Raw genomic sequence first — 25398 nt, forward strand, 5'->3', positions numbered from 1 at the left:
AGATGTATGCGACAATCCGTCCATGCCAGCCACAACCCTCATGATTCAGGGGACCACCTCCGACGCCGGCAAGAGCGCCCTGGTGACCGGTCTTTGCCGGGCACTCCAGCGCCGCGGCGTGCGCGTGGCCCCCTTCAAGCCCCAGAACATGGCCCTCAACAGCGCGGTTACCGCCGACGGCGGCGAGATCGGCCGGGCCCAGGCGGTGCAGGCCCAGGCCGCCGGTCTCGAGCCCGCCACGGACATGAACCCGGTGCTGCTCAAGCCCAACACCGACACCGGGGCCCAGGTGATCGTCAACGGCCACGCCGTGGGCACAATGGAGGCCCTCGACTACCACCGCTACAAGCGGACCGCCCGCGAGGCGGTGCTCGCCGCCCACGCCCGGCTCGCCGAGCGATTCGACGTGGTGGTGGTGGAAGGCGCCGGCAGTCCTGCCGAGATCAATCTCCGCGAGCACGATATCGCCAACATGGGCTTCGCCGAGGCGGTGGACTGCCCGGTGCTGCTCATGGCGGACATCGACCGGGGCGGGGTCTTCGCCCAGCTGGTGGGCACCGACGAGCTGCTGTCGGCCTCCGAGCGCGCCCGTCTGGCGGGCTTCGTCATCAACCAGTTCCGGGGCGACAAGGGCCTGCTTGATCCCGGCCTGGACTGGCTGGAGGACCACACCGGCATTCCGGTGGTGGGGGTCCTACCCTATCTGGAAGGCCTCTACCTGGAGGCCGAGGACCGAATGGCCGGCGCTCCCGCACCCAGCGCGGCGGCTGACGCGCTCCGCGTCCACGTGCCCGCCCTGCCACGGATCAGCAACCACACCGACCTCGACCCCCTGCGCCACCATCCGCAGGTGGATCTGCGGGTCATCGGGCCCGGCCAGAAGCTGGAGGGGGCCGACCTGATCCTCCTGCCCGGCTCCAAGTGCGTGCGGGACGACCTGGAATGGCTGCGCGAACAGGGCTGGGAGCCGCAGATCCAGCGCCATCTGCGCTACGGCGGCCGGGTGCTCGGTATCTGCGGCGGCTTCCAGATGCTCGGCCGGACCCTCCACGACCCGGACGGCCTCGAAGGGGCACCCGGTTCCGCGCCGGGCCTCGGCGTCCTGGACCTGGAGAGCACCCTCGCACCGGAGAAGCACCTCACCCGCGTCCGGGGCCGTCTGGCGCTGGAGGAGGCACCGGTAGCCGGCTACGAGATCCACATGGGCATTTCCCGGGGACCGGACCTGGAGCGGCCCCTGGCGGAATGGGCCGACGGCACGGACGGCGCCCGATCCAAAGACGACCGGGTGCGGGGCACCTACCTGCACGGCCTCTTCGACGACAGCGCCGCCTGCGCCGCCCTGCTGCGCTGGGCCGGGCTGACCGACCCGGAAACGGTGGACTACGACGCCCTGCGCGAGGGCGGCATCGAGCGCCTGGCCGACGCCGTGGACGCTCACCTGTGGACCGAACCGCTGCGGCGCTGCTTGGGCCTATAGGAGACCCTAGCCCACCGCGTAGACCAGGCCCACCAGGAATGCCGCCTCGACCACCTCGATGGCGGCACCGATGGTATCCCCTGTCAGGCCGCCCAGGCGGCGCTCCATCATCCAGCGTAGGAAGATCAGTACGATCGCCCCGGTCACCAGACCGGCGAAGCCGATGCCCCCGGTGAGGAGCAGGCCCACCAGCAGCGCGGCGACGAAGACCCCCCAGCCCCAGCGAACGGACAGGTGCTCGGCCGGGCCGGCACCGAGGCCCTGGGAGCGCACGTAGGGCAGCGTCAGGAGCAGCCAGACGCTCCCGGCCCGGGCCAGCAGCGGAGCCGCCACCAAGCCGATGGTGCCGCCGGTCCGGATCAGGGCCGCCACCGCCGCCACCTTGACGGCCAGCATCAGGACCAACACCGCCACGCCCGCGGGACCGGTGGTGGGATCCTTCATGAGCGCGAGCGTGCGCTCCCGGTCGCCGTGGCCGCCGAGCCAGGCATCGGCGCTGTCCGCGAGCCCGTCCACGTGCAGGAGCCCTGTAACCAGCAGCCACAGCGCCACCACCAGTGCGGCGGTGAGCCCCGGGTGGTCCGCGCCCAGGAGCGCCGCAGCGCCGAGCAGCAGGAGGCCGATGAGAAGGCCCACCACGGGATAGAACAGGACGGAGCGGCCCCAGTCCTCCGGCGCGACCTCCTCGGGCACGATCACCGGGATCCGGGTCAGAAGCTGAATGGCGATCCGCAGCGGTACCAGCATCAGACGATCACTCCGTGCGCCACCAGTCGGGCGGTGATCTGTTCGCCGTCGGCATGGGCCCGGATGCGGGTCCGGCAGGCGTAGCCCACCTCCATGCGGAACAGGTTCTCCAGCGGCATGCCCAGGACATGGGCGATCAGCACCCGCATGACGCCACCGTGTCCCACCACCAGGACGTGCTGGCCGGTGTATGTCCGGACGATGTCCTCCCAGCCGGCCAGGACGCGCTCGGCGAAATCCGTTAGCGCCTCGCCGCCCGGGGCCTGGGCGTTGGGCGGATCCGCCCAGAAGGCGCTCAGGTCGCCCGGACCGTTGGCGAGCACATCCTCGGCGGTTCGCCCGTCCCATTCGCCGAAGTCCATCTCGCGCAGGCGGGGCTCGTATTGCAGGTGGAGACCGCGGGCATGGGCGAGGTCCCGGGCGAACTCGCTGCAGCGCAGCAGCGGCGAGGAGACCACCGCTTCCCAGCCCTCCTCCCCCGCCGAGGCCAGCCGCATCTGGCCCCAGCCCTTGTCGCTCAATGGATGATCGGTACGGCCGCGGAACATGCGGCCGCCCTCGGGCTCTCCGTGGCGGATCAGGTCAACAACCGTTCCGGACTGATTCATGGCTCCCTCTGGGCTAATGGCGATTCCTCGGTCCTCAGGAGGAGATACCGGCTTCTTCAAAGGTAGCCATTCGATTGTGCAGGGACACGGCCTGTCGTAAAAGCGGTACGGCCGTGGCCGCGCCGCTGCCCTCGCCCAGCCGCATGTCCAGGGCGAGCAGGGGCTCGGCGCCGAGCGCCTCCAGGACCGCCGCGTGGCCCGGCTCCGCGGAGCAGTGGCCGAACAGCAGCCAATCGGCCACCCCCGGACTCAGGCGGATTGCGGCCAGCGCCGCGGTGCTGGCGATGAAGCCGTCCACCAGCGCCGGTGTGCCGGCCTGCGCGGCGGCAATGTAGGCCCCCGCCAGGGCGGCAACCTCGAAGCCGCCGAGCCTGCGCAGGACCTCGGCGGGATCGGCGCCGTCCGGAATCTGCAGCGCCAGCGCCTCGCGGATCACCCCGGCCTTGCGGTCCACGGCCTCGGTGTCCAGCCCGGTGCCGGGCCCGGTCAGGGATTCCGGATCCCGCCCCGTGAGGGCGCAGGCCACAGCCGTTGCGGCGGTGGTGTTGGCGATGCCCATCTCGCCGCCGACGAACAGGTGCGCGCCCTCAGCAACTGCCCGGTCCACGGCGGCATGGCCGGCGGCCAGCGCGGCCTCCAGCCCCTCCGCCGTCATGGCGGGCTCACGGCGCAGATTGGCGGTTCCCGCGGCGATCCGCGCGGAATGGACCCCGGGCAGCGGCCCCGGCGCCTCCACGGCACCGAGGTCCACCACCTCCATATGGGCGCCCGCCTCCCGCGCCAGCACGCTGACCGCGGCGCCGCCCCGGCTGAAGTTGCGGATCATCTCGGTGGTCACCGCCTGCGGGAAGGCCGAAACCCCCTCCTCGGCCACGCCGTGATCGGCGGCGAATACGGTGATCCAGACCGTATCGAGCACCGGCTGCGCGACCCCCTGCCAGCCCGCCAGGCGCACGGCCAGCTCCTCCAGGCGGCCCAGGGATCCGGGCGGCTTGGTGAGCTGTGCCTGACGCTCGAGCGCTGCCCGAGCGGCCTGGTCGTCGATCGCGGCCACGGGCCGGTGGTACCAGGAATCGATCATGGAAATCCTTGCTGTCGTGCCATTCCCTCGCGGCCGGGACCGCTCCCCTACCGGCCTTACACGGGTAAGAGGTGTTTAGGGGGAGCGGCCTCCGGCCACGACATGTCGAAAAGGACTGTGCGGCCGGTAGTCTACGCCGGCCCCTTCAAGGCCCAGGGCAGCCCCGCCACCACGAAGGTCACGCGCTCGCAGCGGGCCGCCACGGCCTGATGGAGGCGGCCCGCCTCGTCCACGAACCGCCGGGACAGCGGATCCGCCGGTACCACGCCCTGCCCCACCTCGTTGCTCACCAGCAGGACGTCGCCGGTAACCACCTCCAGGGCTGCCAGGAAATCGGCCCGCTCCCGCGCCAGGGTCTCCTCGCCCGCAGTCAGGAGGTTGCTGAGCCACAGGGTCAGGCAGTCCACCAGCAGGCAGCGGCCATGCCGAGCTTCCTCCCGCAGCACTCGCCCCAGGGAAACCGGCTCCTCCACCAGGCCCCACTCGGGCGGTCGATCGGCCTGATGCCGGGCGATGCGCTCCGCCATCTCGCCATCCCCCGCCGTCGCCGTGGCCACGTAGACTACCCCGCCGGCGCCCACAGCCGCGGCCCGCTCCTCGGCCAGCCGGCTCTTGCCGCTCCGGGCGCCGCCCAGGATGAGGTGATTCATCGTCCTAGACGCTTTCCGGGCCTTGGACGCAGGGGTTCACGACCCGGATTCCCATCAGCTCCTGCCCTTCTTGAGCGCATTTTGCGGGGCTCGCGGGTAAGAAAACGCTCCATGATCCCCCGGTATTCGGCGTCCTCCTGCATGCGCTCCTGCAACAGGTCCCCCACGAGCTTGGAAACGCTCGTGTCGTGCTCCGTCGCCCAGACCTTGGCCCAATGTGCCGTTTCCTCGTCCAGGGAGATGGTTACGTTTTTCATGGCACGGCCCTCATGCTGCACGATTTTCATCGTTCTACCAGCTTCGTGCATATTGGAGCACGAGTTAAGGTTCCAATTTTCTACAAAGCGCGTCCCCACGGCACCACGTAGGGCTCGCCGTCCTGCTCGCCGTACACCGCCCGGATGCCGAAGACCTCGCCGAGGTGGCGCGGGTCCAGCACCTCCCGGGGCGTCCCCTGGGCCACCAGCGCGCCCTCGTCCAGCAGGTACAGCCGGTCGCAGAAGCGGGCGGCCAGGTTCAGGTCGTGCAGCACCAGGGCCACCGTGCGTCCCTGTCCGGCATAGTCCCGCACCAGCTCCATGAAGTGGACCTGGTGGTAGGGATCGAGGCCGGCCACCGGCTCGTCCGCCAGCAGCGTGGAGGGCTCCCCCGCCAGCACCCGGGCCAGCAGGACGCGGGCGCGCTCGCCGCCCGACAGCTGCGTGACCGGGCGATGACGGAGCCCCTCGACTCCGGTGGCCGCCAGCGCCCGGTCCACCGCGTAACCATCCTCCGCCCCGGGGCGCTGCCAGGGGCCGAGGTGAGGCAGACGGCCCAGGGCCACCACCCGCTCCACGGATAGCGGCCAGTGGACGGTGGCGGCCTGCGGCAGGTAGCCCAGCTCCCGGGCCCGGTCGTGGCCGCGCAGGCGACTCAGCCGCTCGCCGTTCAGGCGCACCTCGCCCCCTGCGGGGGCATGGAGGCCGGCCAGGGCCCGCAGCAGGGTGCTCTTGCCCGCCCCATTGGGCCCCAGGATGCCCGCCACCCGCCCAGGCTCCAGGTCCAGGCTCACCCCGTGCACCACCGTCCTGCTGCCCTGCTCCAGGGTCAGGTCGCGGGCCTCTAGCGTCATATAGTCATCCTCCGGGTCTTGAGCACCAGGTGGAGGAAGAACGGCGCCCCCACCAGGGCCGTGACCACGCCCAGCTTGAGGTCCACCTGGCCGCTCGCCAGGCGCAGGCCCATGTCCGCGAGCAGCAGCAGGATGGCGCCGCCCAGGGCGCTCGCCGGCAGCAGCCGGGCCGGCTGATAGCCCACCAGCGGCCGCAGCAGATGGGGCACCACCAGCCCGACGAAGCCGATGCTGCCGCTCACTGCCACGCCGGCACCCACGGCCAGGGTGGCACCGGCGATCACCCGGAAGCGCAGGGCATTCAGGTTGAAGCCGAGGCTGCGGGCCGTCTCCTCCCCCATGCTCAGGGCGTCCAGGGCGCGGCCCGCGGAGAGCAGCAGCGCCACGCCGGCCGCCATGAACGGCAGACCCCACTGCACGTGGTTCATGCCGCGATCGGCCAGCGAGCCGAGCAGCCAGAACAGGATTTCCGTGGTGGCGTGGGCGCTCGGCGCCAGGTTGAGCGCCACGGAGATCAACGCGCCGGCCAGGCTGGAGATGGCCACGCCCGCCAGGATCAGGGTCTGGACGTTGGCCTCGCGGCCGGCCAGGCCGTAGAGCACCAGCATGCTCAGCAGCGCTCCGGCCATGGCCGCGGCCGGCAGGGCAAGGGGCACCGAGGCGGCGATCCCCGTGTAGATGGTGGCCACGGCGCCCAGCGCCGCCGTATTGGAAATGCCGAGCACGCCGGGCTCCGCCAGGGGGTTGCGCAGCAGCCCCTGCAGGCCGGCCCCGGCGATGCCGAGGCTCGCCCCCACAGCCACCCCGAGCAGGGTGCGAGGCAGGCGCAGCTCCTGGACGATGAGGGAATGCGGAGTGCTCTCTTGCGCGAACAGGGCCGCCCACACCTGCGTAAGCGGTATGGCCACGTAGCCCAGCATGAGGCTGCCCGCCACCAGCACCGCCAGGACCGCGCCAAGCGTCGCCAACAGCCAGGAGCGGCCCGCTGCCTGAATCGTCATTGAACCGTCCTCTCCTCGGGATCCGGCACCCGGATGCCGTAGGCGTGCTCCGCGAGGCGGGCGACCGCCTCCGCGTTGAACCAGCCACCGCAGGTCCACAGCCGTCCCGGCAGCCAGACCGGCTGCCGCTCCGTCTCCAGCGCGTCGAATACGGGGTGGTGCAGGATCCCCTGCGCCAGGGAGGGCTGACCGTCGGCGAAGGCCGCGAGAATGAGCATGTCCGGCCGGGTGCGCACCAGATGCTCCAGGGGCACCTCACGGTAGGAGCCGGCGCCCAGCGCCCGGCCCAGGTTCTTCAGGCCCGCCTTGTGCATGATGGTGTCCAGCAGGGAGCCCTTCCCCACCGTCACCCCGTTGGGACGCAGCGCGAGCGTCCGGAGTCGGCGCTCCTCCGGGGGCAGCCGCTCGGCCACCGCCGCCAGGGTGCGGTCCATCCGCTCGATGAGGCGCCCCCCCCGCTCCGGGTGGCCCAGCAGCCCGGCCAGCTTGCGGATATTGGCCCGGATGCCCGGAAAGGTATCGGGGCTCTGCAGGGTTACCACCGAATAGCCGAAGGTCGCCAAGCGCCGGGAGGTCTCCCGGTTGGTGTAGGGACCGGAGATCACCAGATCCGGATCGTGGGCCAGCACCTCCTCGGCGTGGCCGTGGTTCACGGGGTAGCGGGCCGCCGCCTCGGCCATGTAGGAAAAGGAGGGACTGCGGCCGTACTCGGAGACGGTGAGCACCTGCTCGGGGTCCGCCAGCTTGAGCACCAGCTGGTCGGTACAGGCGTTGATGGAGGCGACGGTGGGATGCTCGGGCGCCGCCCGGGCCGTCCCCGCAAGGCAGCCCAGAAGTACCGCGAGGATCGCCAAGCCCTTCCGGCCACCCGACATCCCGCGCTCCCTCACACCCCGCCCGCGGGCGCGTAGCTCAGCTCCACCACCCCGTAACGGCCCCGGGTGCGGTAGTCGGCGATCTCCTGGTAGTCCTTGTCGAACAGGTTCTCCACGCGGGCGTTCACCTTCCAGGAATCGCCCAGGGCCACCGAGCCGTAGAGGTTGATCAGGCCGTAGCCGGGAAGCCGGGTGTCATTGCTCGCATCATCGTAGCGATAGCCCTGGGCGATCCACTGGGCGCCGGCGGTGACCGGCCCGAAGGTGCGCCGGGCATCGATCCGGGCCGAACTGCGGCTGCGTCGCGGCAGGAGGTTGCCGGTCTCCTCGTCGATGGGATCGAGCAGGGTAACATCGGTGCTTACCCGCCAGGGGCCCAGATCGGTGCGCACCGCCACCTCCGCCCCGGTGATCCGAGCCTCGTCCAGGTTCTGCATCCGGGTGCCGCTGAATACGAGGATATCGTCGATATCGGTGCGGAAGGCGTGCAGCTCCACCCGGCCCCAGTCCGGCGTGGCGACCAGCCCGATGTCCGCGCTGCGCGATTTCTCGGGCTCCAGGTCGGGGTTGCCCTCGAAATAGCCCACATCGGGATAGTACAGGTCGTTGAAGGTGGGCTCCCGGAAACCGGTGCCGTAGCTGGCGGTGGCCCGCCAGACGGCATCGATCTGGTAGCCCCAGGCGGCGTTCCAGGTGGTATGCGCGCCGAAGGCCTCGTTCTCGTCCCGCCGGACACTGGCGGTCAGGTCGTGGCTGCCGAACCGGGCCTGGTGCTGGGCGAACACCCCGTAGTTCCAGCGGGCGTCCTCGGTGAAATCATTGGTGCTGTCCACCAGGTCCCGCTGATAGTCGGCACCGAGGGTCAACAGCTGGTCCGCGCCGAGCGCCAGGTCGTTCTGCAGGCTGGCCTGCCGGCGAATGGTGTCGAAGGTGTCCCCCGCCACGCCGTCGGAGAAATTGTCCTGCAGGTCCCGGCTTTCGGCCAGCTTGAGGCGGGCCGTCCAGATATGGGCGGGACGCAGGGTAAAGGTGGTATTCGCCGCCTGCTCCACGAACTCCGTCTCGTTGGGACCGCCGAATCCTGCAGCCCGATCGTACTCGCTCTCGCCCTCGGCGCGCAGGAAGGAGGCGTCCACGCCGAGCAACCCGCCCGGATCGTACCCGATCCGAAGGCTCCCGCTGGCATTGCGGTAGCCGTCGTCGTCCGGCTCATTGCCGATTAAGGAATCGAACCCCTCCGTACGGAAATAGCCGCCGTTCAGGGCATAGTGGAAGTCCCCGGCGGCACCGGAAACGCCCGCCCGGGCCTTGCGGGTCCGGTTGGAGCCCGCCCCCGCCGATACATACGGATGGATGCCCGGCTCCCCCTCCTTGGTGAAGATCTGCACGATGCCGCCGATGGCGTCGGACCCGTACAGGCTGGAGCGCGGTCCGCGGACCACCTCCACCCGCTCCACCTGAGACAGGGGCAGGTACTCCCAGGCCGGACGCCCGGCGGTGGCGGAGCCCATTTCCACGCCGTCCACCAGCACCTGCACATGCTCCGGGTTGGTACCGCGCAGGTAGACGTTGGTCTGCTTGCCGTATCCGCCCTGGTTGCTCGTGCCGACGCCGACCCGGCCACGGAGCAGGTCCTGGAAATCCTGCGCCTGGGACTGCTCGATATCCTCGCGGTCGATGATGGTGACCGGAGCCAGGGCATCGTCCACGGTCTGGGCGGTCCGGGTGGCGGTGACGGTGATCTCGTCCAGGGCGGCCACGGTCTGTCCGGCTGCGGGCGTACCCGTCAGGGCCAGCAGGGATCCGGTACAGGCCGCGAGGCCGGGGGTGAGCTTGCGCATGATGCCTCCCAATGTGCGCACCCGCACTTGGCGACGGAGCGGTGGGAGGACGAAAGGGCGGGACGGAAGGATACGGAAGGTCCACGCCGGCGCCGCCCTCCGCAGTGCCGTAGCCAAAACCTCAGGCCGGTCTCCGGGCTGGCGAGCTGGCGGATTCGATGCGGAACCGCCGGGACCACCGCCTTCCCGCGCTGTCGCGCAGTGGCTTGGGGGCGTCCCGTCACTCGCCTACCGTTGCGGGGGCAGCGCCGGCTTTGGCCGACTTGGCCATACCGGACTTCCCGTTTCATTCCGCGAGCCTGCCAAGCTCGCGGAACACCTGAGGCGGGGTAAAACCGTAATGTGCATATCCGGACATTGGTCCGGATAGAAAGGGAACTATAAGCTACACCCCCTACCGGAGGAGGTCAAAATCGTTTTCTCCCGCTTGGCAATAGCCCCCGTGAGCTTAAGGCGAGAGAACGGGCACAAGGGCCGGGAACATTGACCCTTCCGGTTCCGTCGAATAATCTTACCAAGATGTAAGGAAATCCGGCAAAAGTAAGATTCCATGGACGCCATCATCAGCAGCAAGGGGCAAATCACCCTCCCCAAGGTCCTCCGGGACCAGCTTCATTTGACCACAGGCGACCGGGTCACCTTCCTGATGGAGGAAGATGGCTCCATCAGGTTGATCCCAAAGCAGGTTTCCATAAAGGACCTCAAGGGAAGCCTGCCCAAACCGGAACGGCCGGTCAGCATCGAAGAGATGGAACGGGCCATCGAGCAGGGCGGCTCCGGCCAATGATCGGCCTGGATACCAACATCCTCGTTCGCTATCTGGTTGCGGATGCCCCGGAGCAATCCGAGGCAGCCGCTCAGGTGCTCGAGCGGGAATGCTCCACCGAGAAGCCCGGCTATATTGCTCAGGTAGTTCTTTGCGAGCTTGTATGGGTGCTTAGAGGAGCCTACGGCTACGGCAAGGAACAGATTGCCGCCACCCTGGAGCGCATCCTCACTGTCGCAGAGCTGACCGTGGAGAAAGAGGAGATCGCCTGGCGTGCCCTGATGGCCTACCGAAACGGGCCGGCCGATTTCGCCGACTACTGCATTTTGTTCTCCAGCCGGGAAGCTGGCTGCGAAACGGTCTATTCCTTTGATCGCAAGCTGGCCCGCAGCCCAGGAGTAGCGACGCCCGGGGATTAATCCTGTCCCCGGAAACGCCGGACATGATCCGGATCGTACAGGGCGCTGTCCCGGAAATCGCCCGGACTCAGGGCGGGCCCGACCAGGATCAGCGCGGTGCGGCGTACCGGCAACCCTTCCGCCTCGGCCGCGATGCGCTCTAGGGGCGCGGTCAGGACGGTCTCGTCGGGCCAACTGGCGCGCAGCACCACCGCCGCGGGGCACTGGGCGCCGTAATACGGAAGCAGCCGCGCCACCACGTCCTCGATGTTGTGCAGGGAGAGGTGGATGGCCAGGGTGGAGCCAGTGGCGGCGAACGCCTCCAGGGTCTCGGTGCAGGGCATGGAGGAGGCCCGCCCCTGGGTGCGGGTCAGGACCACGGACTGCGCCACCTCGGGAACGGTGAGCTCCCGCCCCAGGGAGGCGGCCGCCGCCGAGAAAGCGGGCACCCCGGGGGTGATGGTGTAGTCGATCCCGGCCGCCTCCAGGCGGCGGACCTGCTCGCCCACGGCGCTGTAAACGGAGAGATCCCCGGAATGCAGCCGGGCCACGTCCTGCCCCGCCGCATTCGCCTCCTCGATCTCCGCCATGATCTGGTCGAGGGTCATGGGGGCCGTATTGACCACCCGCGCCCCTTCGGGGGCGTGATCCAGCACCGCCTCGGGCACCAGCGAGCCCGCATACAGGCACACCGGGCAGGCCGCGATGCGGTCGCGGCCGCGCAGGGTCAGGAGATCGGGGGCGCCGGGGCCGGCGCCGACGAAATGGACGGTCATGGAGCCTCCAGAAACGATTATAGCGGTTGTTCAGTGGGGCCTTGCCGGGCCAATGGGCCTCCGTACGGCACCCTATGGGAGCGGCCTCCGGCCGCGATTGACGAAGGGCGGGGCGAGGTCGGAGGGCGACTGAAGGGAAGTCCGCAGGACAGGGTCCCCTTGGAGCTCGGAGGCCTTGCCCCGCCCTTCGGACCCTACCAGCACCCGGTCGCGGCCGGAGGCCTCTCCACCGCGCTTTCAAGCCTAGCGGGGGTTACCGTGGAGCCCGAATCAGCCAGACACTCGGACCACCGAGGCCGCACAGGAAGCGCGGTGGCTGGTGGTCTTGCCCACCACCAGCCGACTCCCCGGACCGCCGGCGGCCAGGGCCGCCGCCTCGGCCACGGAATCCACCCCCACCTCGGCCCGGGCGCGGGCGGAGGGCTGCACGCCTTCCCGGACCGTGGCCAGCTCGTCTGCCGTCAGGAATCGGGGCTCCAACCCCAGGCGCTCCGCCGCAGCCTCCAGCAGCCCGTCGCCGCGTTTGCGGTCCAGCGTGGCCATGCAAACGGCCCCGGTAGCGCCTGCTTCAACGCCGGCTCGTTCCAGAACACCCTGGGCCAGGTCCACTAGCTCGCCGACATCGCACCGGGCGCTGAACCCCACGCCGAGGACGATCACGCCACCACCAGCGACCAGACGGTCACCGGACGCAGGGGCGCCCAGCCGCTGAAGCCGCCCAGGGGCTCCGCACGGCTCACCTCCAGGCGCACGAGCTGGCCGCCGAAGCGCTCGTGGGCCGCCGCCAGGGCGGCGTCGCCCTCCAGGGTGACGCTGTTGGCCACCAGCCGCCCGCCCGGCGGGAGTGCTTCCCGGCAGCGCTCCACGAGCCCGGGACTGCTCAGCCCGCCGCCGATGAAGACCGCATCGGGCGCCAGCAGCCCCGCCAGCGCCTCGGGGGCGCGGCCTTCCACGCATTCCAGTTCCGGGACGCCCAGATCCCGGGCGTTGGCTCGGATGCGCTCCGCCCGTTCGGGCCGCGCCTCCACGGCCACCGCCCGGTTGGACGGGTCGGCGAGCATCCACTCCACGCCGACGGCCCCGGAGCCGGCGCCGATGTCCCACAGCAGCTCGCCGCGGCCCGGAGCCAGATGGGCCAGGGTCACGGCCCTTACCTCGCGCTTGGTGATGGAGCCGTCGTGGGCGAAGTCCTCGTCCGGGCGTCCGGCCGTCCGGGCGATACCCCGCGTCCCGGGAGCGGCCCGGCAGGTGACGGCCACCGTATTCAGCGCCTCTACCTCCGCCACCCTCCAGTCCGCCGCCCGGGCCTCCATCCGATCCTCCCCGGGCCCGCCCATGCGGGCGAGGACCGTCAGGGTGGAGTCCCCGAAGCCCCGATCCTCCAGAAGCCGGGCGATGCTGGCCGGCGTCGTGCCGTCCCAGCTCAGGAGCAGCAGCCGGGCGCCGGGCTGAACCCACGGAATTACCCGCTCCAGATCGCGGCCGTGCACGGACAGGCAGCACGTCTCCTGCAGCGGCCAGCCCATGCGCGCCGCCGCCAGGCTGAAGGCGGAAGGCGCCGGATGGGCCGCGATCTCCTCGGGAGCTATCCGGCGGCTCAGGGTGGCGCCGATGCCGAACCAGAAGGGGTCACCGCTGGCCAGCACGCATACGGGCTGACCGCGGCGCGCCTCGATCCAGGGCAGCGCCTCGGTAAGCGGTGACGGCCAGGAAATGCGCTCCTGGTCGGGAACGGTTGGGATCATCGCGAGGTGGCGGTCACCGCCGAGCACGGTCCCGGCCCGCTCCAGAGCCTCACGGGCCTGCGGGCCCAGGCCGGCCACGCCATCCTCACCGAGGCCCACCAGCGCCAGCCAGGGTTGTTTCTCCGCCTCCGGCGCGCCACCATTAGCGGCTTCCGGCATCGTTCCCTCCCATGCGCCAGCGGAGCACGTCACTATGCAGGTACTGATCCTCGCGGGCACCGCCGAGGCCACCGCCCTGGCCCGCCTTCTGGAGGGCCACCCCGTGCTCGAGGCTACCCTTTCCCTGGCCGGGCGCACCACCCGGCCGGCCCGCTCCACCCTCCCCCGCCGCAGCGGCGGCTTCGGGGGCGTGGCGGGCCTTACCGACTACCTGCGGCGTAACCGCGTTGGTGCCCTGGTGGATGCCACTCACCCCTTTGCCGCCCGCATCTCCGCCAATGCCGAGCCGGCGGCCGCGGCGGCCGGCATCCCGCTGGTGGCGCTGACGCGCCCGCCCTGGACCCCGCAGGCGGGGGACCGGTGGGTACCCGTGGACAGCCTGGACGCTGCCGCGGAGGCCCTGCGCCCCTTGGGACACCGGGTACTGGTCACCACCGGCCGCCAGGAGCTGGCGCCCTTCGAGCGGGTACCCGAGAAGCACTACGTGGTCCGGACCGTGGACCCGCCGGAACCGCCGCCGGACCTCCCGGATGCGGTCTTCCTGCAGGGCCGAGGCCCCTTCGATATGGACAGCGAAGCGACGCTGATGGCGGAGCACGGCATCGAGGTGCTGGTCACCAAGAACAGTGGCGGCGACGCCACGCGGGGCAAGATCGACGTGGCCCGCGAGCGCGGCGTGCCGGTAGTGATGGTGCAGCGCCCGGCCCGCCCGGAAGCGGTCCCGGCCCTCCACGACCCGGCCGCGGTGCTGCGCTGGCTGGAGGAGCGGGCCGGCGCACCGCATTAGCCGCCCTCGCAGTGACGGGGCGTATAGACCAGGGAAGAGCCGTCGCCGCGCCGCAGGACCCGGGTGGCGGGCACTCCCACCAGCACCAGGGTGCGCATATCCGCCCGCGCCGAGTCGGCCTCGCCCAATGTGGTGATGGTCAACCGCTCCTGGTCGCCCCGCCCGGCGGCGGTAGCGAAGATCACCGGCGTCTCCGCCGGGTGGACCTCGCCGATGACCTCCAGCACCCGGCCGAGCTGCCAGGGCCGCGCCCGCGAAGCGGGGTTGTACAGCGCCATGACCAGCTCCGCCTCGGCGGCCAGGCGCACCCGGCGCTCCACCAACGACCAGGGCTTGAGGTTGTCCGACAGCGAGATGGCGCAGAAGTCGTTACCCAGCGGCGCCCCCAGTCGGGCCGCTGCGGCCTGCAGGGCCGAGACCCCGGGGTGGACCGTGACGGCCACCTCCCGCCAGCGCCCCTCGGCGTCCCTGTCCAGGGCCTCCAGCACCGCCGCGCCCATGGCGAATACGCCGGGATCGCCGCCGGAGACCACGGCCACCCGCTTGCCCGCGGCGGCCAGGTCCAGGGCGTGGCCCGCCCGATCCAGCTCCTCCCGGTTGTCCGACGCGTGCCGCCGCTGCCGGTCGCCGGCCACACGCTCCAGATAGGGTCCATAGCCCACCAGGTCCGTAGCTCGCTCCAGGATGTCCGCGACCTCCGGCGTCAGCCACTCGGGCCCCGCCGGTCCGGTCCCAACCACCGCCACCCAGCCTTCGGCGCTCATCGGCGCTCACCCCGGCCAGGCAGCACGATCATGGAGAAGTAGGGGGCCCGTTCCGGAGCTTCAGCCAGCGGCCGGACCTCCTCGGCCTCCATGCTCGCCTTGGCCACGTACCAGGCGCCCTCCCGCAGGCCGAGCTCCTCCAGGACCCGGGTGATCTGGCCCAGGTGGCTGCCCACCTTCATGATCACCGCGGCGTCCGTGTCCGCCAGGGCGTCGCGCAGGTCCGCCTCTGGCAGCGTGCCGGGGATCACGGTGAGCACATCATCGCGCATGGTCAGCGGCGTAGGCAGCTGGGCCGCGGCGGCGGTGGCCGACAGCACCCCGGGAATCACCCGGGTGGGGAAGCGGTCCCTGAGACGCAGGTAGACGTGCATGAAGGAGCCGTAGAAGAAGGGATCGCCTTCGTTCAGCACCGCCACCGAGCGGCCGGCCGCCAGATGCTCGGCCAGGGCGTCGGCGGACTCGTCGAAGAAGGCCTCGATCCGCTCGCGGTAGGTATCGGAGCCGTGGGGCAGCTCGGTGGTTACCGGATAGGCCAGCGGCAGCTCCACTTGTTCCGCCCGCAGGTGGGCCTCGGCGATACGGCGTGCCTGGCCGCCCCCGTTGCGGCGGCAGAAATGGGCCACCACCGGACATTCGCCGATGAGGCGCGCCGCCTTCAGGGTAATAAGCTCCGGATCCCCGGGGCCGGTGCCCACGCCGTAGAGACAGCCAGGCTGGATGGGATGGTCGTTGCTCATATCCGGTCACTCGCGAGGGCATTGACGGCGGCGGCGGTAATGGCGCTGCCGCCGCGGCGTCCGAAAACGGTCAGGTAATCCAGACCCAGCGGACTCGCCGCCAGGGCCTGCTTGCTCTCCACGGCTCCCACGAAGCCCACCGGGATGCCGAGAACGGCGGCCGGCCGCGCCGCCTCCTCGCCCAGAATCTCCAGCAGGCGGAAAAGCGCCGTGGGGGCGTTGCCGATGGCCACCACCGCCCCGTCCAGGTGGGGGCGCCAGAGCTCCAGGGCGGCGGCGGTGCGCGTGTTATCGAGCCGTTCGGCGAGGCCGGGAACACGCTCGTCCCGCAGGGTGCAGATCACGCTGTTGTCCGCCGGCAGGCGGGCCCGGGTAATGCCGTGCGCCACCATCTCGCTGTCGCAGAGGATGGGGGCACCGGCGTCGAGGGCCGTGCGGGCCGACCCGGCCACCGTGGCCGAGAAGCCGATATCCGCGGCGAGGTCGGTCATACCGCAGGCGTGGATCATGCGCACCACCGCCGGCGTAAGGTCCCCGGGGAAGCGGTCCAGATCCGCCTCCGCCCGGATGATGGCGAAGGACTCCCGATAGATCGCCCCGCCATCGCGGATGTAATCCGTAGGCTGGCTATCCGGCATCTTTCACCTCGCTCGCCACCCGGGCGGCGAGCACCGCCTTTCCCAGTCGCTGCATGGTCTCCTCCACCTGCTCCTCCTCCTGTCGTTCCTCGGCCACCACCCGGGCCAGGGCCGCCATCCATCGCCGTGCCGCCTCGGGAGTGAGCTCCGAGCGCAGCGGCACCTCCTCCGGGCCCATGGCCACGCGCAGCGTGTAGCGGCCTTCCTCGGCCGTGAGGGTCGCCGCCGGGTGCGCCGGCTTGCCGCAGCCCTTGTCGCAACCGCTCACGTGGAGCCTCCCACCGGCACCGAGCAGCACCCCGGCGGCCTCCCCCATCGCCCGGGCGTCGGACCGGGTGGCCGTGCTGCCCGCCGCGCACCCCGGGGCGCCGACGCAGGCACTCAGGGCCAGGCGGCGGTCGCCGCCGTCGGTCACGGCCCCCAGGGCGCGCAGCGCCTCTCCGGCCCCCGATCGCGCCCCCACCAGCAGAACGGCGCGCCAAGGGGTAAGCCGCAGGGAGCCGCCTGCCTCCGGGTCCAGCAGCTCCGCCAAGCCGTCAAGCTGGTCGGCCGTGAGCGCCCCGAACGGGAAAGCGGCGCCCACCCAGCCTCCCCCGGGCTCCGGGCCCAGCAGGTCCCGATAGCGGATGGAGGGTCGGCTCGCCACCGGGTCCGATCCCGCGATCGCGTCCGCCCCGGCCGCCTCAACCAGCGGCCCGGCCCCGAAGCATGCCACCGCCTCGGCCAGCCGCCGGGGCGGCTCCGCTTGCCCTTCGCGCAGGGCCAGAAAGCGCTCCAGCACCCGTACGGCGGACGCCACGGCCTCCGCTTCCGTAACCCAGCCCAGCACCACCGCCGTCCGCGCGGTACCCCCCGCGGCCAGGCGGTAGCGGAGGCCCTCCGGGGTAGCCACCGCCTCCAGGCGCAGGTCCGCGGCCAGGGCATCCAATCGGGCCCGTCCACCGCCGTCCACCAGCAGGCCCACCTTGGCCGGCAGCTCGCGCAGCGCCGGCCGGCCGGTGACCGCCGCCGAGAGGTCCTGAGCCACGGCACGCACGTCCGCCACCGCTTCGGTGTCCCGGTCCGCCACCGGCGCGGCCACCACGTTGCGCACCGCTTCGCGCCGGGGATCCGCGTCCGTCAGGCCGGTCTCCTCCAACCGGCGGCGGGCGGCGGGCAGCTCCGCCGCGGTGAAGCCGCGGAGCTGCAGGTTACCCCGGCTGGTGAGCTCCAGCTGCCCGGAGCCGTGGCGGCGGGCCACCTCGGCGACGGTCCGGGCCTGCCCGGCGTCCAGCCCGCCGATGGGATGGCGCAGGCGCAGGAGCAGTCCGTCCGCCGTCTCCATGGGCGCCGCCACGCCGGGACAGGCCTCGCGCACCCGGGGGGTCATTCCGTTCTCCGTTGCCATGGTGCCCTCCCTAGGCCCGGATGCGGACGCCCCGGGCCACCAGCCCCCAGGCCAGGATGCCCACCACCACCGTAACCACCGCCAGGACGGCGAAGGTGGCCGGGGCGGAGAAATCGCCGGTATCCAGCAAGCCGTGGCGGAAGCCGGAGATCATGTAGTGCATGGGGTTGGCCGCGGCCACGGTCCGCCACGGCTCCGCCAGCCGCTCGATGGGATAGAACAGCCCACCGAGGTAGATGAGCGGGGTAAGCACGAAATTGGAGATCACCGAGGTGTGATCGAAGCTGCGGGCGAAAAGCCCGTTCACCAGTCCCGCCAGGGCGAACAGCAGGGCGCTCAGTCCCGCGATGCCCAGGGTGGCCGCCGGATGGTGCACCTCCAGCGTGGTGAAGGGCAGCGCCACCAGGGCCACCAGCCCTCCCGCCAGCAGGCCGCGCAGCACGCCGCCCGTGGCGAAGCCGGCCACGATCAGCCAGGCCGGCAGCGGCGCCACCAGCAGCTCCTCGATGTGGCGCTGCAGGCGGGCCCCGTAGAAGGCCAGGGTGACGTTGCTATAGGCGTTGGTGACCACCGCCAGGATGATCAGGCCGGGCAGGATGAAGTCCGCGTAGGGCACCCCGCCCATGCCGCTCAGCTCGCGCCCCACCAGGTGTCCGAAAATGGTGAGGAAGAGCACGGCGGTGACTACCGAGGGCAGCAGGTTCTGCACCCAGGCACGCAGGAAGCGCCGGACCTGCTTCACCACCATGCCGCGGTAGGCGTACCAGTAACGGGCGCCGCGCATCACTCCGACCCCACCAGCTGCAGGAACAGGGATTCCAGGCGGTTCTGCTTCTGCCGGAGCCCGGCCACCCGAACCTCCGCCGCACTGAGGCGGGCGAACAGGTCGTTGATGCTGTGGTCGTGCGGGATGTCCACCTCCAGGGTCCAGGCATCCGTGCGCCGCGCCACGGCCGGTGCCAGGTCGGGCACCTCCGTTATGGGCGAGCTCAGCTCCAGCACCAGGGTCTGGTAGCGCAGACCGTGGAGCATGTCGGCGGTCCCGCCCCGGGCGAGCACTTTCCCGCCGTCGAGGATGGCCAGCTCGCCGCACAGCGCCTCGGCCTCCTCCAGGTAGTGGGTAGTCAGCAGCACGGTGACGCCCTCGGCATTCAGGCCGCGCAGCAGGTCCCAGGTGGCATGGCGGGCCTCCAGGTCCACGCCGGCGGTGGGCTCGTCGAGGATCAGCAGGCGCGGCTCGTGCACCAGGGCGCGGGCGATCATCAGGCGCCGCTTGAGCCCGCCGGACAGGCCCCAGGCGGTCTGCCGACGGCGGTCACCCAGGCCCACCAGCTCCAGGACCTCGCCGGCGCGCTGCCGGGCGCGGCGTGGGGTCAGCCCGTAATAGGCCGCCTGGGTCTCGACGATCTCGCCCACCGGCTCGAAGCTGTTGAAGTTCACCTCCTGGGGCACCACGCCCATGCATTCCTTGGCGGCGACGGCGTCGCCGTCCAGGTCGTGGCCGAACACGCGGATCCGGCCGCCATCCGGCCGCACCAGCGAGGTGAGCAGGCCGATCAGGGTGGTCTTGCCGGCGCCGTTGGGCCCGAGCAGGCCGAAGAAGCTCCCCGCCGGCACCGTCAGATCCACCCCCGCCAAGCCCACCCGGCCGCCGGGGTAGCGCTTGGCCGCGCCCTCCAGGGCAATGGCGGCCCCGCTCACGCCCGCGCCTCCGTGCCGCCCGCGGCGTGGCCCAGCACCCGGCCATCCCGATCCACGGCGCAGACCTCCAGCCCGCTGTGGTCGGACAGCCGCCGCCGGGCCTGGTCCCAGGCCCGGGCGCAGATGCGGTCGGCCAGGGGCACGCCGGCCTCCCGGCAGGCCTCCAGGGCCTCCATGGTGGTGTTGGCGGCGGCGATCCGTTCCGCCAGCGCGTTGTCCGCCCCCAGGTCCGCCGCCTCGGTCGCCAGCCCGGCCAGGTCGATGGCGCACTTGCGGCTATGGGTGTCCAGATGTCCGGCCGCGAACTTACTGAGCTTGCCGAAGCCCGCCGCCAGGACCACGGTCGGAATGGGGTGCTGCCGGAGGTACTTCAGCGCCGCTCCGAACAAGTCCCCCATCTCGATGAGCGCCATGTCGTCGAGGCCGTAGCGGTCGCTGGCCGCCGCCTCGCTGGTGCCCCCGGTGCAGCAGGCCACCCGCCGAATCCCGTTGGAGCGGGCCACGTCGATGGCCTGGTGGATGGAGGCGATATAGGCGGCGCACGAGAAGGGCCGCACGATGCCGGTGGTCCCCAGAATGGAGAGGCCGCCCACGATCCCCAGACGCGGGTTCATGGTGCGCTCGGCGATGCGCTCGCCGCCGTCCACGCCCACCGTGACCGCGAAGCCGCCGGCGTGGTCCAGCTCCCCGGCCACGGCCTCCAGGTGGGCGGCGATCATCTGCCGCGGCACCGGATTGATGGCCGGCTCCCCGGCGGGAACCTGGAGACCGGGACGGGTGACCGTGCCCACCCCCGCCCCGGCGTGGAAGGCCACGCCGCTCTCCACCCGCGGCTCCACCCGGACCCATACCCGCGCCCCGTGCGTGGCGTCGGGATCGTCGCCGGCATCCTTGCGGACGCCCGCCTCACCGCCTCCGGCCACGGTTCCCGCGTCCAGGAGGGCAAGCGTCACCGCCTCGCCGCGGGGCAGCGTAACGGGCACCGGATCCGGCGCGGCCGCGCCGAGGGCCAGACGGGCCGCCGCCACCGCGGCGGCGGTGGCGCAGGTCCCGGTGGTGAGCCCGGTGCGCAGGGGCCCGGCCCCCTCCCGCGTCTCGGGCCGCATGCCGCCCGGCTCCGCGGTGCCCTCAGGCGCCGCCATCCGGGCCTCCCCCGCCCGGGGCGATGGCCTCGCGCAAACGGACCACCTCGCCGACGATGAGCAGCGCGGGGGACTGGATCTCCAGCCCTGCCACCCGCTCGGGAAGGTCGCCCAGGGTCCCGGTGACCACCCGCTGCTCCGGCAGGGTCCCCTGCTCCACCAGCGCCGCGGGCATGGCCGGCGGCGCGCCGGCGTCCACCATCTCGGTACAGACCTTGTCCAGTCCGTGCAGCCCCATGTAGACCACCACGGTCTGCTGCGGCTGCACCAGGGCCGCCCAATCCAGCTCGGTGCCGCCGCTGCGGCGGTGGGCGGTGACGAACTGGCACCGGTAGGCGTGGTCGCGGTGGGTGAGCGGGATCCCCGCATAGGCGGCGCAGCCGCCCGCGGCGGTGATGCCGGGGATGACGCCCACGGGAATGTCCGCCGCCGCCAGGGCCTCCGCCTCCTCGCCGCCGCGGCCGAACACGAACGGGTCGCCGCCCTTGAGCCGGACTACGTAATGCCCCGACCGGGCCCGGTCGATCATGAGGGCGTTGAGCTCCTCCTGGCGATAGTGGTGGCGCGAGCGAGCCTTGCCCACGTAGACGCGCTCCGCGGCCGGATTGGCCAGATCCAGTACCTCCTGCGGGATCAGGCGGTCGTGGAGCACCACCTCCGCCCGCTGCAGGGCGGCCACCGCATGCACGGTCAGCAGCCCGGGGTCGCCCGGCCCGGCGCCCACCAGGTCCACCCGACCCGAGCCGCTTTCCGCCGACCCGGCGAGGAAACGAGCCGGAATCTCCACGGTCAGGGCTTCCTTCGGGCTCATGGCCGGAACAGCTCCGCCACGGCTTCCGGATTGGACGGGAACCAGGCATGCAGGTAGGTGGCGGTAAGGCGACCCTCGCGGTAGATGGCCTCGGCGGCGGTCCCCCGGTCGCGGGCGCGCACGCAGTGCGCCAGGGGCTCCAGGTCCACCTCGGCGCGGGTATGGTGGAAGGTGTGGCCGCGCAGCTCGCCCTCGGGCAGGGGGGCGGCCTGCAGGCCGATGCCCTGCAGGCGCTCTTCCAGCCGCGCGCTTCCGGGGACCAGCCCCGCCATGGGGTGCCGGGGCCCGTCGATGTTGGCGAGACCGTCCAGGAGGTAGAGGAAGCCGCCGCACTCGGCCAGGACCGGCTTGTCGGTGCGGTGGTGCTCGTGCAGGTCGGCCTTGAGGTCGGTGTTGGCGGCCAGGGTCTCCAGGTGGAGCTCCGGATAGCCGCCGGGAAGCCAGACGGCATCCGCCTCGGGCAGGCCCTCCCCGGCGAGGGGGGAGAAGAAGCGCAGCTCCGCGCCCAGGGCCTCCAGCAGCCGCAGGTTGCCGGGGTACAGGAAGGCGAAGGCCGCATCGCGGGCAACGGCGATCCGGACACCGGTCAGCCGCGGCTCGGGGGCCGGCAGGGCTTGCGGCTCGAAGGCCACCGGCTCCGGGAGCCCGGTCACCCCGGCCTCGGCCACGGTGGCGGCGGCCTTCGCCAGGCGCTGCTCCAGATCGTCGATCTCCGCGGCCTGCACCAGGCCCAGATGCCGGTCGGGCAGGCCCACCTCGGCGTCCCGGGGAATCGCGCCGAAGTAGCGCATTCCCTCCGGCAGGGCGGCGCCCAGCATGCGGCCGTGGCCCGGGCTGCCCACGCGGTTGGCGATGACGCCGGCGAAGGGCAGGTCCGCCCGCCAGGTGGCCAGCCCGTTGGCCACGGCGCCGAAGGTCTGGGCCATGCCGCTGCCGTCGAGCAGCGCTAGCACCGGCAGTCCGAAGCGCACCGCCAGATCGGCGCCCGACGGATCGCCGTCGAAGAGCCCCATGGAGCCCTCCACCAGGATCAGGTCGGCCGTCTCCGCGGCGGCGCGCAGCATGGCCCGGCAGTCCTCCTCGCCCACCATCCACAGGTGGAGCGGGTCCACCGGATGGTCGCAGGCCCGCTCCAGGATCATGGGATCGAGGAAGTCCGGTCCCATCTTGAAGACGCGCACCGTGCGGCCCTGGTCGCGGTGGTAACGCGCCAGGGCGGCGGTGACGGTGGTCTTGCCCTGGCCGGAGGCCGGGGCGGCGATGAATACCGCCGGACAGGTGGCGGTTCCTTGATGCATATCCGATTTCATCCTTGTCGGGTGAGGAGGCAAGGAACGTACAAGTACTAAGAGGATCAAAAGCAGAGCTTCACCGACACCGACCCAAAACACCCAAGAAAACGCCAAACCGCCAAAAACGGCGTTCTATCTGTGGGCATCTGTGGATCGTCTCGGGGCTTTACCTCTCGTCTGGTAAGTACAACTTTGTCACCGGAGCCCGTGGCGCACCCTCGGGGTCCAAGACAAGACCTCGGGACAACCTAGCTTCGGAGCCCGGCTTTGCCGGGCGACCTGGATAAAGCCCCTCGCCGACCCAAGGAATCTCCCGTTAAAGCGGGCTCCTACAGGAGTCGGGGCCCATCCAGCAGAGTAGTATTAGTAAAGAGCACCGAAGTGAATAAGACCCTGGAAGCCTCGATCACCAGCAAGGGGCGGGTCACCCTGCCCAAAGATTTGTGGTAGCAACTGCACCTTGCCGCCGGCAACCGGCTCATCTTCCTCATGAAGCAGGACAGCTCCGTTCACCCGATCCCCAAGCACGCCTCCCTAAAAGCACTTAAAGGGACCGTTCCCAAGCCGGAACAACCGGTGAGCATCAAGGAAATGGAGCGAGCCCTCGGGCGAGGTGGCTCAGAATGATTGCCAGCCCGACCTCCCATGGAGGGAGGGGAACCTCTTACAATTGGTACGGTATGCGAATACCGGGGCCGTCCACCGGAAAATCCTTACTATCCCGCGTTACCAGCAAAGCCTGCCGGCATTCCGCCGTGGCCAAAATCACAGCATCCGGTAGCTTGAGCCGGTTACCCCGTCGCAACATCACCGCCGATTCCGCAACCTTCGCTTCCAGCGGGATGACATCAAAGGTTTCCAGGAATCCCCGGACTATATTTTCCTCTTCGACGGTCCGGCAGCCCACCATGACTTCCATCCAGGTAATTTGGCTGATTAGGCGCTGGCTGTAGTGCTGTAGCTCTTCAGCGGCTTGGTGAACACCGTTTAAGTAATCCACAAGGATGTTGGTATCGAATACCGCGTTCATTCGGTCCATTCATCCCGGAGGGCCCGCTGATGGGCCACCCCTTCTTGCCGGTCCGTCCACAGCCCGAAGGCAGGGGACTCACGGTCCGGTGCCGGCCGAGCGGCAAGATAGGCCCGGATTGCACGCCGTATGGCTTCGGCTTGGGAGACCTCATCCCGCTTGGCGGCGGCTTTAAGGGCTCGAAGCTCTTCTTCTGGAAGATCCACGATCGTACGCATTATGCCCCCCTAGGTGATATCTGATGACGGCATCATGCATCATTTGGGCGGAAGCTACAAGCGCACCCTTGGTGACAGCCTCCTACATCTCCACTCCCTGCTGCGCCTTCACTCCCGCTTCGAAGGCATGCTTTTCCTTGCGCATGTCGGTGACCGTGTCCGCCACGTCCATGAGGTCCTGAGGCGCGCCGCGGCCGGTGATGACCACGTGCTGCATGGGCGGCCGGCTGGCCAAGTCTTCCAGCACCGTGGGCAGGTCCAGGAATTCCTTCTTGAGCGCTATGTTGAGCTCGTCGAGCAGCACCAGGTTTACCGACTCGTCCCGCAGCAGCGCCCGCGCCCGCTCCCAGGCCGCCTGCGCCATCTCCGTGTCCCGTTCACGGTCCTGGGTCTCCCAGGTGTAGCCCTCGCCCATGACGTGGTAGGTCACCTCGTCGAAGCGGCGAAAGAAGGCCTCCTCGCCGGTGGCGAACTTGCCCTTGATGAACTGGACCACGCCCACGCGCTGGCCGTGCCCCAGGGCACGGGCCGCCATGCCGAAGCCGGCGCTGCTCTTGCCCTTGCCGGTGCCGGTATTGACGATGACCACGCCCCGCTCCTCGCTGGACTCCCGGATGCGGGCGTCCATGATCTCCTTCTTCTTCTGCATGCGCTCGCGATAGCGGACGTCGGATTGCTGTTCGCTCATTTATTGGCCTTTACGATCAAAGAAGAAATTCAATTTCCAGGCACGCCATCTCCAAAATCCCACGCCCCTAAGCCACCACGGTCTCCTAGGGGCACCTGCTTATACGGCGTTTCCAAACCGAGAAGTGCGCAAATCAACTTCAGGTTAAAAGCCGAAAATTCAAGCCGGAAATTTTCTTCAGGGAGGGCATACCCAAGCGGAGCATCCGCGAATCGAGCTTCATGTACCAAATCGTTGCGCAATTTTGAAAGCCGAGACTCTGTCTTTCCCTTATCACTTTCATAAGTCTGGGCCCATCCAGGAACAGAAACGCCAAAATGCTCTGCAAGTTTTTCGGGCCTTTTTGAGTGAGGAACATTTTCTAATCGGGAAAATTTCCATATGGCATCAAGAACCTTGTATTGGGCATCAAAATAATCCCACAAGAACTGGCAGGCCTGCCCTACCAAGAACCAATGAATAATACCGAATAACTGACAACTTTCATCAATTCCTTGGGAATCATATATATAGGATATCTGTTCAAGGCCATCTTCATAATCTTTTCCTAAAGGAATCAGGCCAGTCAGTTTTCCAGGTTTGTACGGGACTTGCCAAAGGTATATATGACTCTCTGGCAGCAAGTACAACCCTTGCAAAAACCCGTAGGCAAGGATGAGGAATTTTTCTTTTTCAGGATCGGCCGACTCAGTTTGAATGTCATGAGTAAGCGGAAGATCAAAAGGGAATCTGGGCTTTAGTCCATCCTTCTTCTTAAATCGTTTCCGTTCCTCGGGCTCCATCGGAGCAGGCTCCAAGTGCGGTAGGACCCACCCACGGCTCACTCGAAAATTTGCATAAAACTCCTCAATAGCGCCTTCGTATTGAGGGAGCGGGCGAACTTCGACATCTCTAACCGTTACTACCCTTTCATCAATCAAAAATCCAAACTTCACGACCACCCCCTTAGGAGGCAAGATAAT

The 25398-nt window shown here is 69.8% G+C and carries 29 protein-coding genes and 1 riboswitch; of the genes, 4 read left to right on the top strand and 25 right to left on the bottom strand.

Features of this window, described 5'->3' with window-relative positions; genetic code table 11:
* Positions 1 to 22 precede the first annotated feature (22 nt).
* Positions 23 to 1480, top strand: a complete 1458-nt coding sequence (locus ACERLL_RS06255; protein WP_373655217.1) for a cobyric acid synthase — start codon at positions 23 to 25, stop codon at positions 1478 to 1480.
* Between the two features lie 6 nt (positions 1481 to 1486).
* Here ACERLL_RS06255 and ACERLL_RS06260 read toward each other — a convergent pair whose 3' ends face one another.
* From ACERLL_RS06260 to ACERLL_RS06300, 9 genes are all read right to left on the bottom strand, one after another.
* A complete protein-coding gene (locus tag ACERLL_RS06260) occupies positions 1487 to 2224 on the bottom strand; it encodes an adenosylcobinamide-GDP ribazoletransferase (RefSeq protein ID WP_373655513.1) in 738 nt (245 codons plus the stop codon).
* 2 nt (positions 2225 to 2226) lie between these two features.
* The gene (locus ACERLL_RS06265; protein ID WP_373655218.1) at positions 2227 to 2835 is read right to left on the bottom strand and encodes a histidine phosphatase family protein; all 609 of its coding nucleotides are present in this window, start codon (positions 2833 to 2835) and stop codon (positions 2227 to 2229) included.
* Between the two features lie 34 nt (positions 2836 to 2869).
* Positions 2870 to 3916, bottom strand: coding sequence for a nicotinate-nucleotide--dimethylbenzimidazole phosphoribosyltransferase (gene cobT / locus ACERLL_RS06270; protein WP_373655219.1), 1047 nt, complete (start codon positions 3914 to 3916; stop codon positions 2870 to 2872).
* 131 nt (positions 3917 to 4047) lie between these two features.
* The gene (gene cobU / locus ACERLL_RS06275) at positions 4048 to 4566 is read right to left on the bottom strand and encodes a bifunctional adenosylcobinamide kinase/adenosylcobinamide-phosphate guanylyltransferase (RefSeq protein ID WP_373655220.1); all 519 of its coding nucleotides are present in this window, start codon (positions 4564 to 4566) and stop codon (positions 4048 to 4050) included.
* Positions 4563 to 4823, bottom strand: coding sequence for a DUF6364 family protein (locus ACERLL_RS06280; protein WP_373655221.1), 261 nt, complete (start codon positions 4821 to 4823; stop codon positions 4563 to 4565). Before ACERLL_RS06280 ends, cobU begins: the two co-directional genes overlap by 4 nt.
* An 80-nt stretch (positions 4824 to 4903) precedes the next feature.
* The gene (locus ACERLL_RS06285) at positions 4904 to 5677 is read right to left on the bottom strand and encodes an ABC transporter ATP-binding protein (protein WP_373655222.1); all 774 of its coding nucleotides are present in this window, start codon (positions 5675 to 5677) and stop codon (positions 4904 to 4906) included.
* Positions 5674 to 6678: a FecCD family ABC transporter permease gene (locus ACERLL_RS06290; protein ID WP_373655223.1), complete on the bottom strand. Its 1005-nt coding sequence runs from the start codon at positions 6676 to 6678 to the stop codon at positions 5674 to 5676. Before ACERLL_RS06290 ends, ACERLL_RS06285 begins: the two co-directional genes overlap by 4 nt.
* On the bottom strand, positions 6675 to 7553 hold the full coding sequence (locus tag ACERLL_RS06295; RefSeq protein ID WP_373655224.1) for an ABC transporter substrate-binding protein: 879 nt from the start codon (positions 7551 to 7553) through the stop codon (positions 6675 to 6677). Before ACERLL_RS06295 ends, ACERLL_RS06290 begins: the two co-directional genes overlap by 4 nt.
* Positions 7554 to 7564: 11 nt before the next feature.
* The gene (locus ACERLL_RS06300) at positions 7565 to 9394 is read right to left on the bottom strand and encodes a TonB-dependent receptor domain-containing protein (RefSeq protein WP_373655225.1); all 1830 of its coding nucleotides are present in this window, start codon (positions 9392 to 9394) and stop codon (positions 7565 to 7567) included.
* Positions 9395 to 9501: 107 nt separating this feature from the next.
* A riboswitch (cobalamin riboswitch) is annotated at positions 9502 to 9732 on the bottom strand.
* A gap of 212 nt (positions 9733 to 9944) precedes the next feature.
* On the opposite strand from ACERLL_RS06300, the gene ACERLL_RS06305 reads away from it, so the two are divergent.
* Both ACERLL_RS06305 and ACERLL_RS06310 read left to right on the top strand, forming a co-directional pair.
* A complete protein-coding gene (locus ACERLL_RS06305) occupies positions 9945 to 10181 on the top strand; it encodes an AbrB/MazE/SpoVT family DNA-binding domain-containing protein (protein ID WP_373655226.1) in 237 nt (78 codons plus the stop codon).
* Entirely contained in the window at positions 10178 to 10579 is a 402-nt protein-coding gene (locus ACERLL_RS06310; protein WP_373655227.1) for a PIN domain-containing protein, read from the top strand. Before ACERLL_RS06305 ends, ACERLL_RS06310 begins: the two co-directional genes overlap by 4 nt.
* Here ACERLL_RS06310 and cobM read toward each other — a convergent pair.
* The 3 genes from cobM to cbiE form a co-directional block, all read right to left on the bottom strand.
* Complete coding sequence (gene cobM / locus ACERLL_RS06315) at positions 10576 to 11334, bottom strand: precorrin-4 C(11)-methyltransferase (RefSeq protein ID WP_373655228.1); 759 nt, start codon at positions 11332 to 11334, stop codon at positions 10576 to 10578. The genes ACERLL_RS06310 and cobM overlap by 4 nt on opposite strands.
* 270 nt (positions 11335 to 11604) lie before the next feature.
* Positions 11605 to 11994, bottom strand: coding sequence for a cobalamin biosynthesis protein (locus ACERLL_RS06320; protein WP_373655229.1), 390 nt, complete (start codon positions 11992 to 11994; stop codon positions 11605 to 11607).
* On the bottom strand, positions 11991 to 13238 hold the full coding sequence (gene cbiE, locus ACERLL_RS06325; protein WP_373655230.1) for a precorrin-6y C5,15-methyltransferase (decarboxylating) subunit CbiE: 1248 nt from the start codon (positions 13236 to 13238) through the stop codon (positions 11991 to 11993). The genes ACERLL_RS06320 and cbiE overlap by 4 nt, the downstream gene beginning before the upstream one ends.
* A 34-nt stretch (positions 13239 to 13272) precedes the next feature.
* Here cbiE and ACERLL_RS06330 point away from each other — a divergent pair, with 34 nt between their 5' ends.
* Positions 13273 to 14025: a cobalt-precorrin-6A reductase gene (locus tag ACERLL_RS06330; RefSeq protein WP_373655231.1), complete on the top strand. Its 753-nt coding sequence runs from the start codon at positions 13273 to 13275 to the stop codon at positions 14023 to 14025.
* On the opposite strand, the gene cobJ is transcribed toward ACERLL_RS06330, so the two are convergent.
* The 13 genes from cobJ to ACERLL_RS06395 all read right to left on the bottom strand — a co-directional run bounded on the left by cobJ (position 14022) and on the right by ACERLL_RS06395 (position 25371).
* Positions 14022 to 14789 carry a precorrin-3B C(17)-methyltransferase gene (gene cobJ / locus ACERLL_RS06335; protein WP_373655232.1) on the bottom strand — a complete coding sequence of 256 codons (768 nt, stop codon included), beginning with the start codon at positions 14787 to 14789 and terminating at the stop codon, positions 14022 to 14024. The two genes, ACERLL_RS06330 and cobJ, sit on opposite strands and share 4 nt — an antisense overlap.
* Positions 14786 to 15529, bottom strand: a complete 744-nt coding sequence (locus ACERLL_RS06340; protein WP_373655233.1) for a precorrin-2 C(20)-methyltransferase — start codon at positions 15527 to 15529, stop codon at positions 14786 to 14788. The genes cobJ and ACERLL_RS06340 overlap by 4 nt, the downstream gene beginning before the upstream one ends.
* Entirely contained in the window at positions 15526 to 16167 is a 642-nt protein-coding gene (locus ACERLL_RS06345; protein ID WP_373655234.1) for a precorrin-8X methylmutase, read from the bottom strand. The genes ACERLL_RS06340 and ACERLL_RS06345 overlap by 4 nt, the downstream gene beginning before the upstream one ends.
* Positions 16157 to 17554, bottom strand: coding sequence for a precorrin-3B synthase (gene cobG, locus ACERLL_RS06350; RefSeq protein ID WP_373655235.1), 1398 nt, complete (start codon positions 17552 to 17554; stop codon positions 16157 to 16159). The genes ACERLL_RS06345 and cobG overlap by 11 nt, the downstream gene beginning before the upstream one ends.
* Positions 17555 to 17564: 10 nt before the next feature.
* Positions 17565 to 18338, bottom strand: a complete 774-nt coding sequence (locus ACERLL_RS06355) for an ABC transporter permease (RefSeq protein WP_373655236.1) — start codon at positions 18336 to 18338, stop codon at positions 17565 to 17567.
* Positions 18338 to 19255 carry an ABC transporter ATP-binding protein gene (locus ACERLL_RS06360; RefSeq protein ID WP_373655237.1) on the bottom strand — a complete coding sequence of 306 codons (918 nt, stop codon included), beginning with the start codon at positions 19253 to 19255 and terminating at the stop codon, positions 18338 to 18340. Before ACERLL_RS06360 ends, ACERLL_RS06355 begins: the two co-directional genes overlap by 1 nt.
* The gene (locus tag ACERLL_RS06365) at positions 19252 to 20361 is read right to left on the bottom strand and encodes a cobalt-precorrin-5B (C(1))-methyltransferase (protein WP_373655514.1); all 1110 of its coding nucleotides are present in this window, start codon (positions 20359 to 20361) and stop codon (positions 19252 to 19254) included. The genes ACERLL_RS06360 and ACERLL_RS06365 overlap by 4 nt, the downstream gene beginning before the upstream one ends.
* 22 nt (positions 20362 to 20383) lie before the next feature.
* Complete coding sequence (gene cobA, locus ACERLL_RS06370; protein WP_373655238.1) at positions 20384 to 21208, bottom strand: uroporphyrinogen-III C-methyltransferase; 825 nt, start codon at positions 21206 to 21208, stop codon at positions 20384 to 20386.
* The gene (locus ACERLL_RS06375) at positions 21205 to 22506 is read right to left on the bottom strand and encodes a cobyrinic acid a,c-diamide synthase CobB (RefSeq protein WP_373655239.1); all 1302 of its coding nucleotides are present in this window, start codon (positions 22504 to 22506) and stop codon (positions 21205 to 21207) included. Before ACERLL_RS06375 ends, cobA begins: the two co-directional genes overlap by 4 nt.
* Positions 22507 to 23164: 658 nt before the next feature.
* Entirely contained in the window at positions 23165 to 23530 is a 366-nt protein-coding gene (locus ACERLL_RS06380; RefSeq protein WP_373655240.1) for a type II toxin-antitoxin system VapC family toxin, read from the bottom strand.
* Positions 23527 to 23748 (bottom strand): ribbon-helix-helix domain-containing protein, encoded by a 222-nt coding sequence (locus tag ACERLL_RS06385; protein ID WP_373655241.1) that lies wholly within the window; start codon positions 23746 to 23748, stop codon positions 23527 to 23529. Before ACERLL_RS06385 ends, ACERLL_RS06380 begins: the two co-directional genes overlap by 4 nt.
* An 82-nt stretch (positions 23749 to 23830) precedes the next feature.
* On the bottom strand, positions 23831 to 24436 hold the full coding sequence (gene cobO / locus ACERLL_RS06390) for a cob(I)yrinic acid a,c-diamide adenosyltransferase (protein WP_373655242.1): 606 nt from the start codon (positions 24434 to 24436) through the stop codon (positions 23831 to 23833).
* A gap of 29 nt (positions 24437 to 24465) precedes the next feature.
* Positions 24466 to 25371: a hypothetical protein gene (locus ACERLL_RS06395; RefSeq protein ID WP_373655243.1), complete on the bottom strand. Its 906-nt coding sequence runs from the start codon at positions 25369 to 25371 to the stop codon at positions 24466 to 24468.
* Between the last annotated feature and the right edge of the window lie 27 nt (positions 25372 to 25398).

Origin of the sequence: Thiohalorhabdus sp. Cl-TMA, assembly GCF_041821045.1 — a bacterium.
GTDB classification, from domain to species: domain Bacteria; phylum Pseudomonadota; class Gammaproteobacteria; order Thiohalorhabdales; family Thiohalorhabdaceae; genus Thiohalorhabdus; species Thiohalorhabdus methylotropha.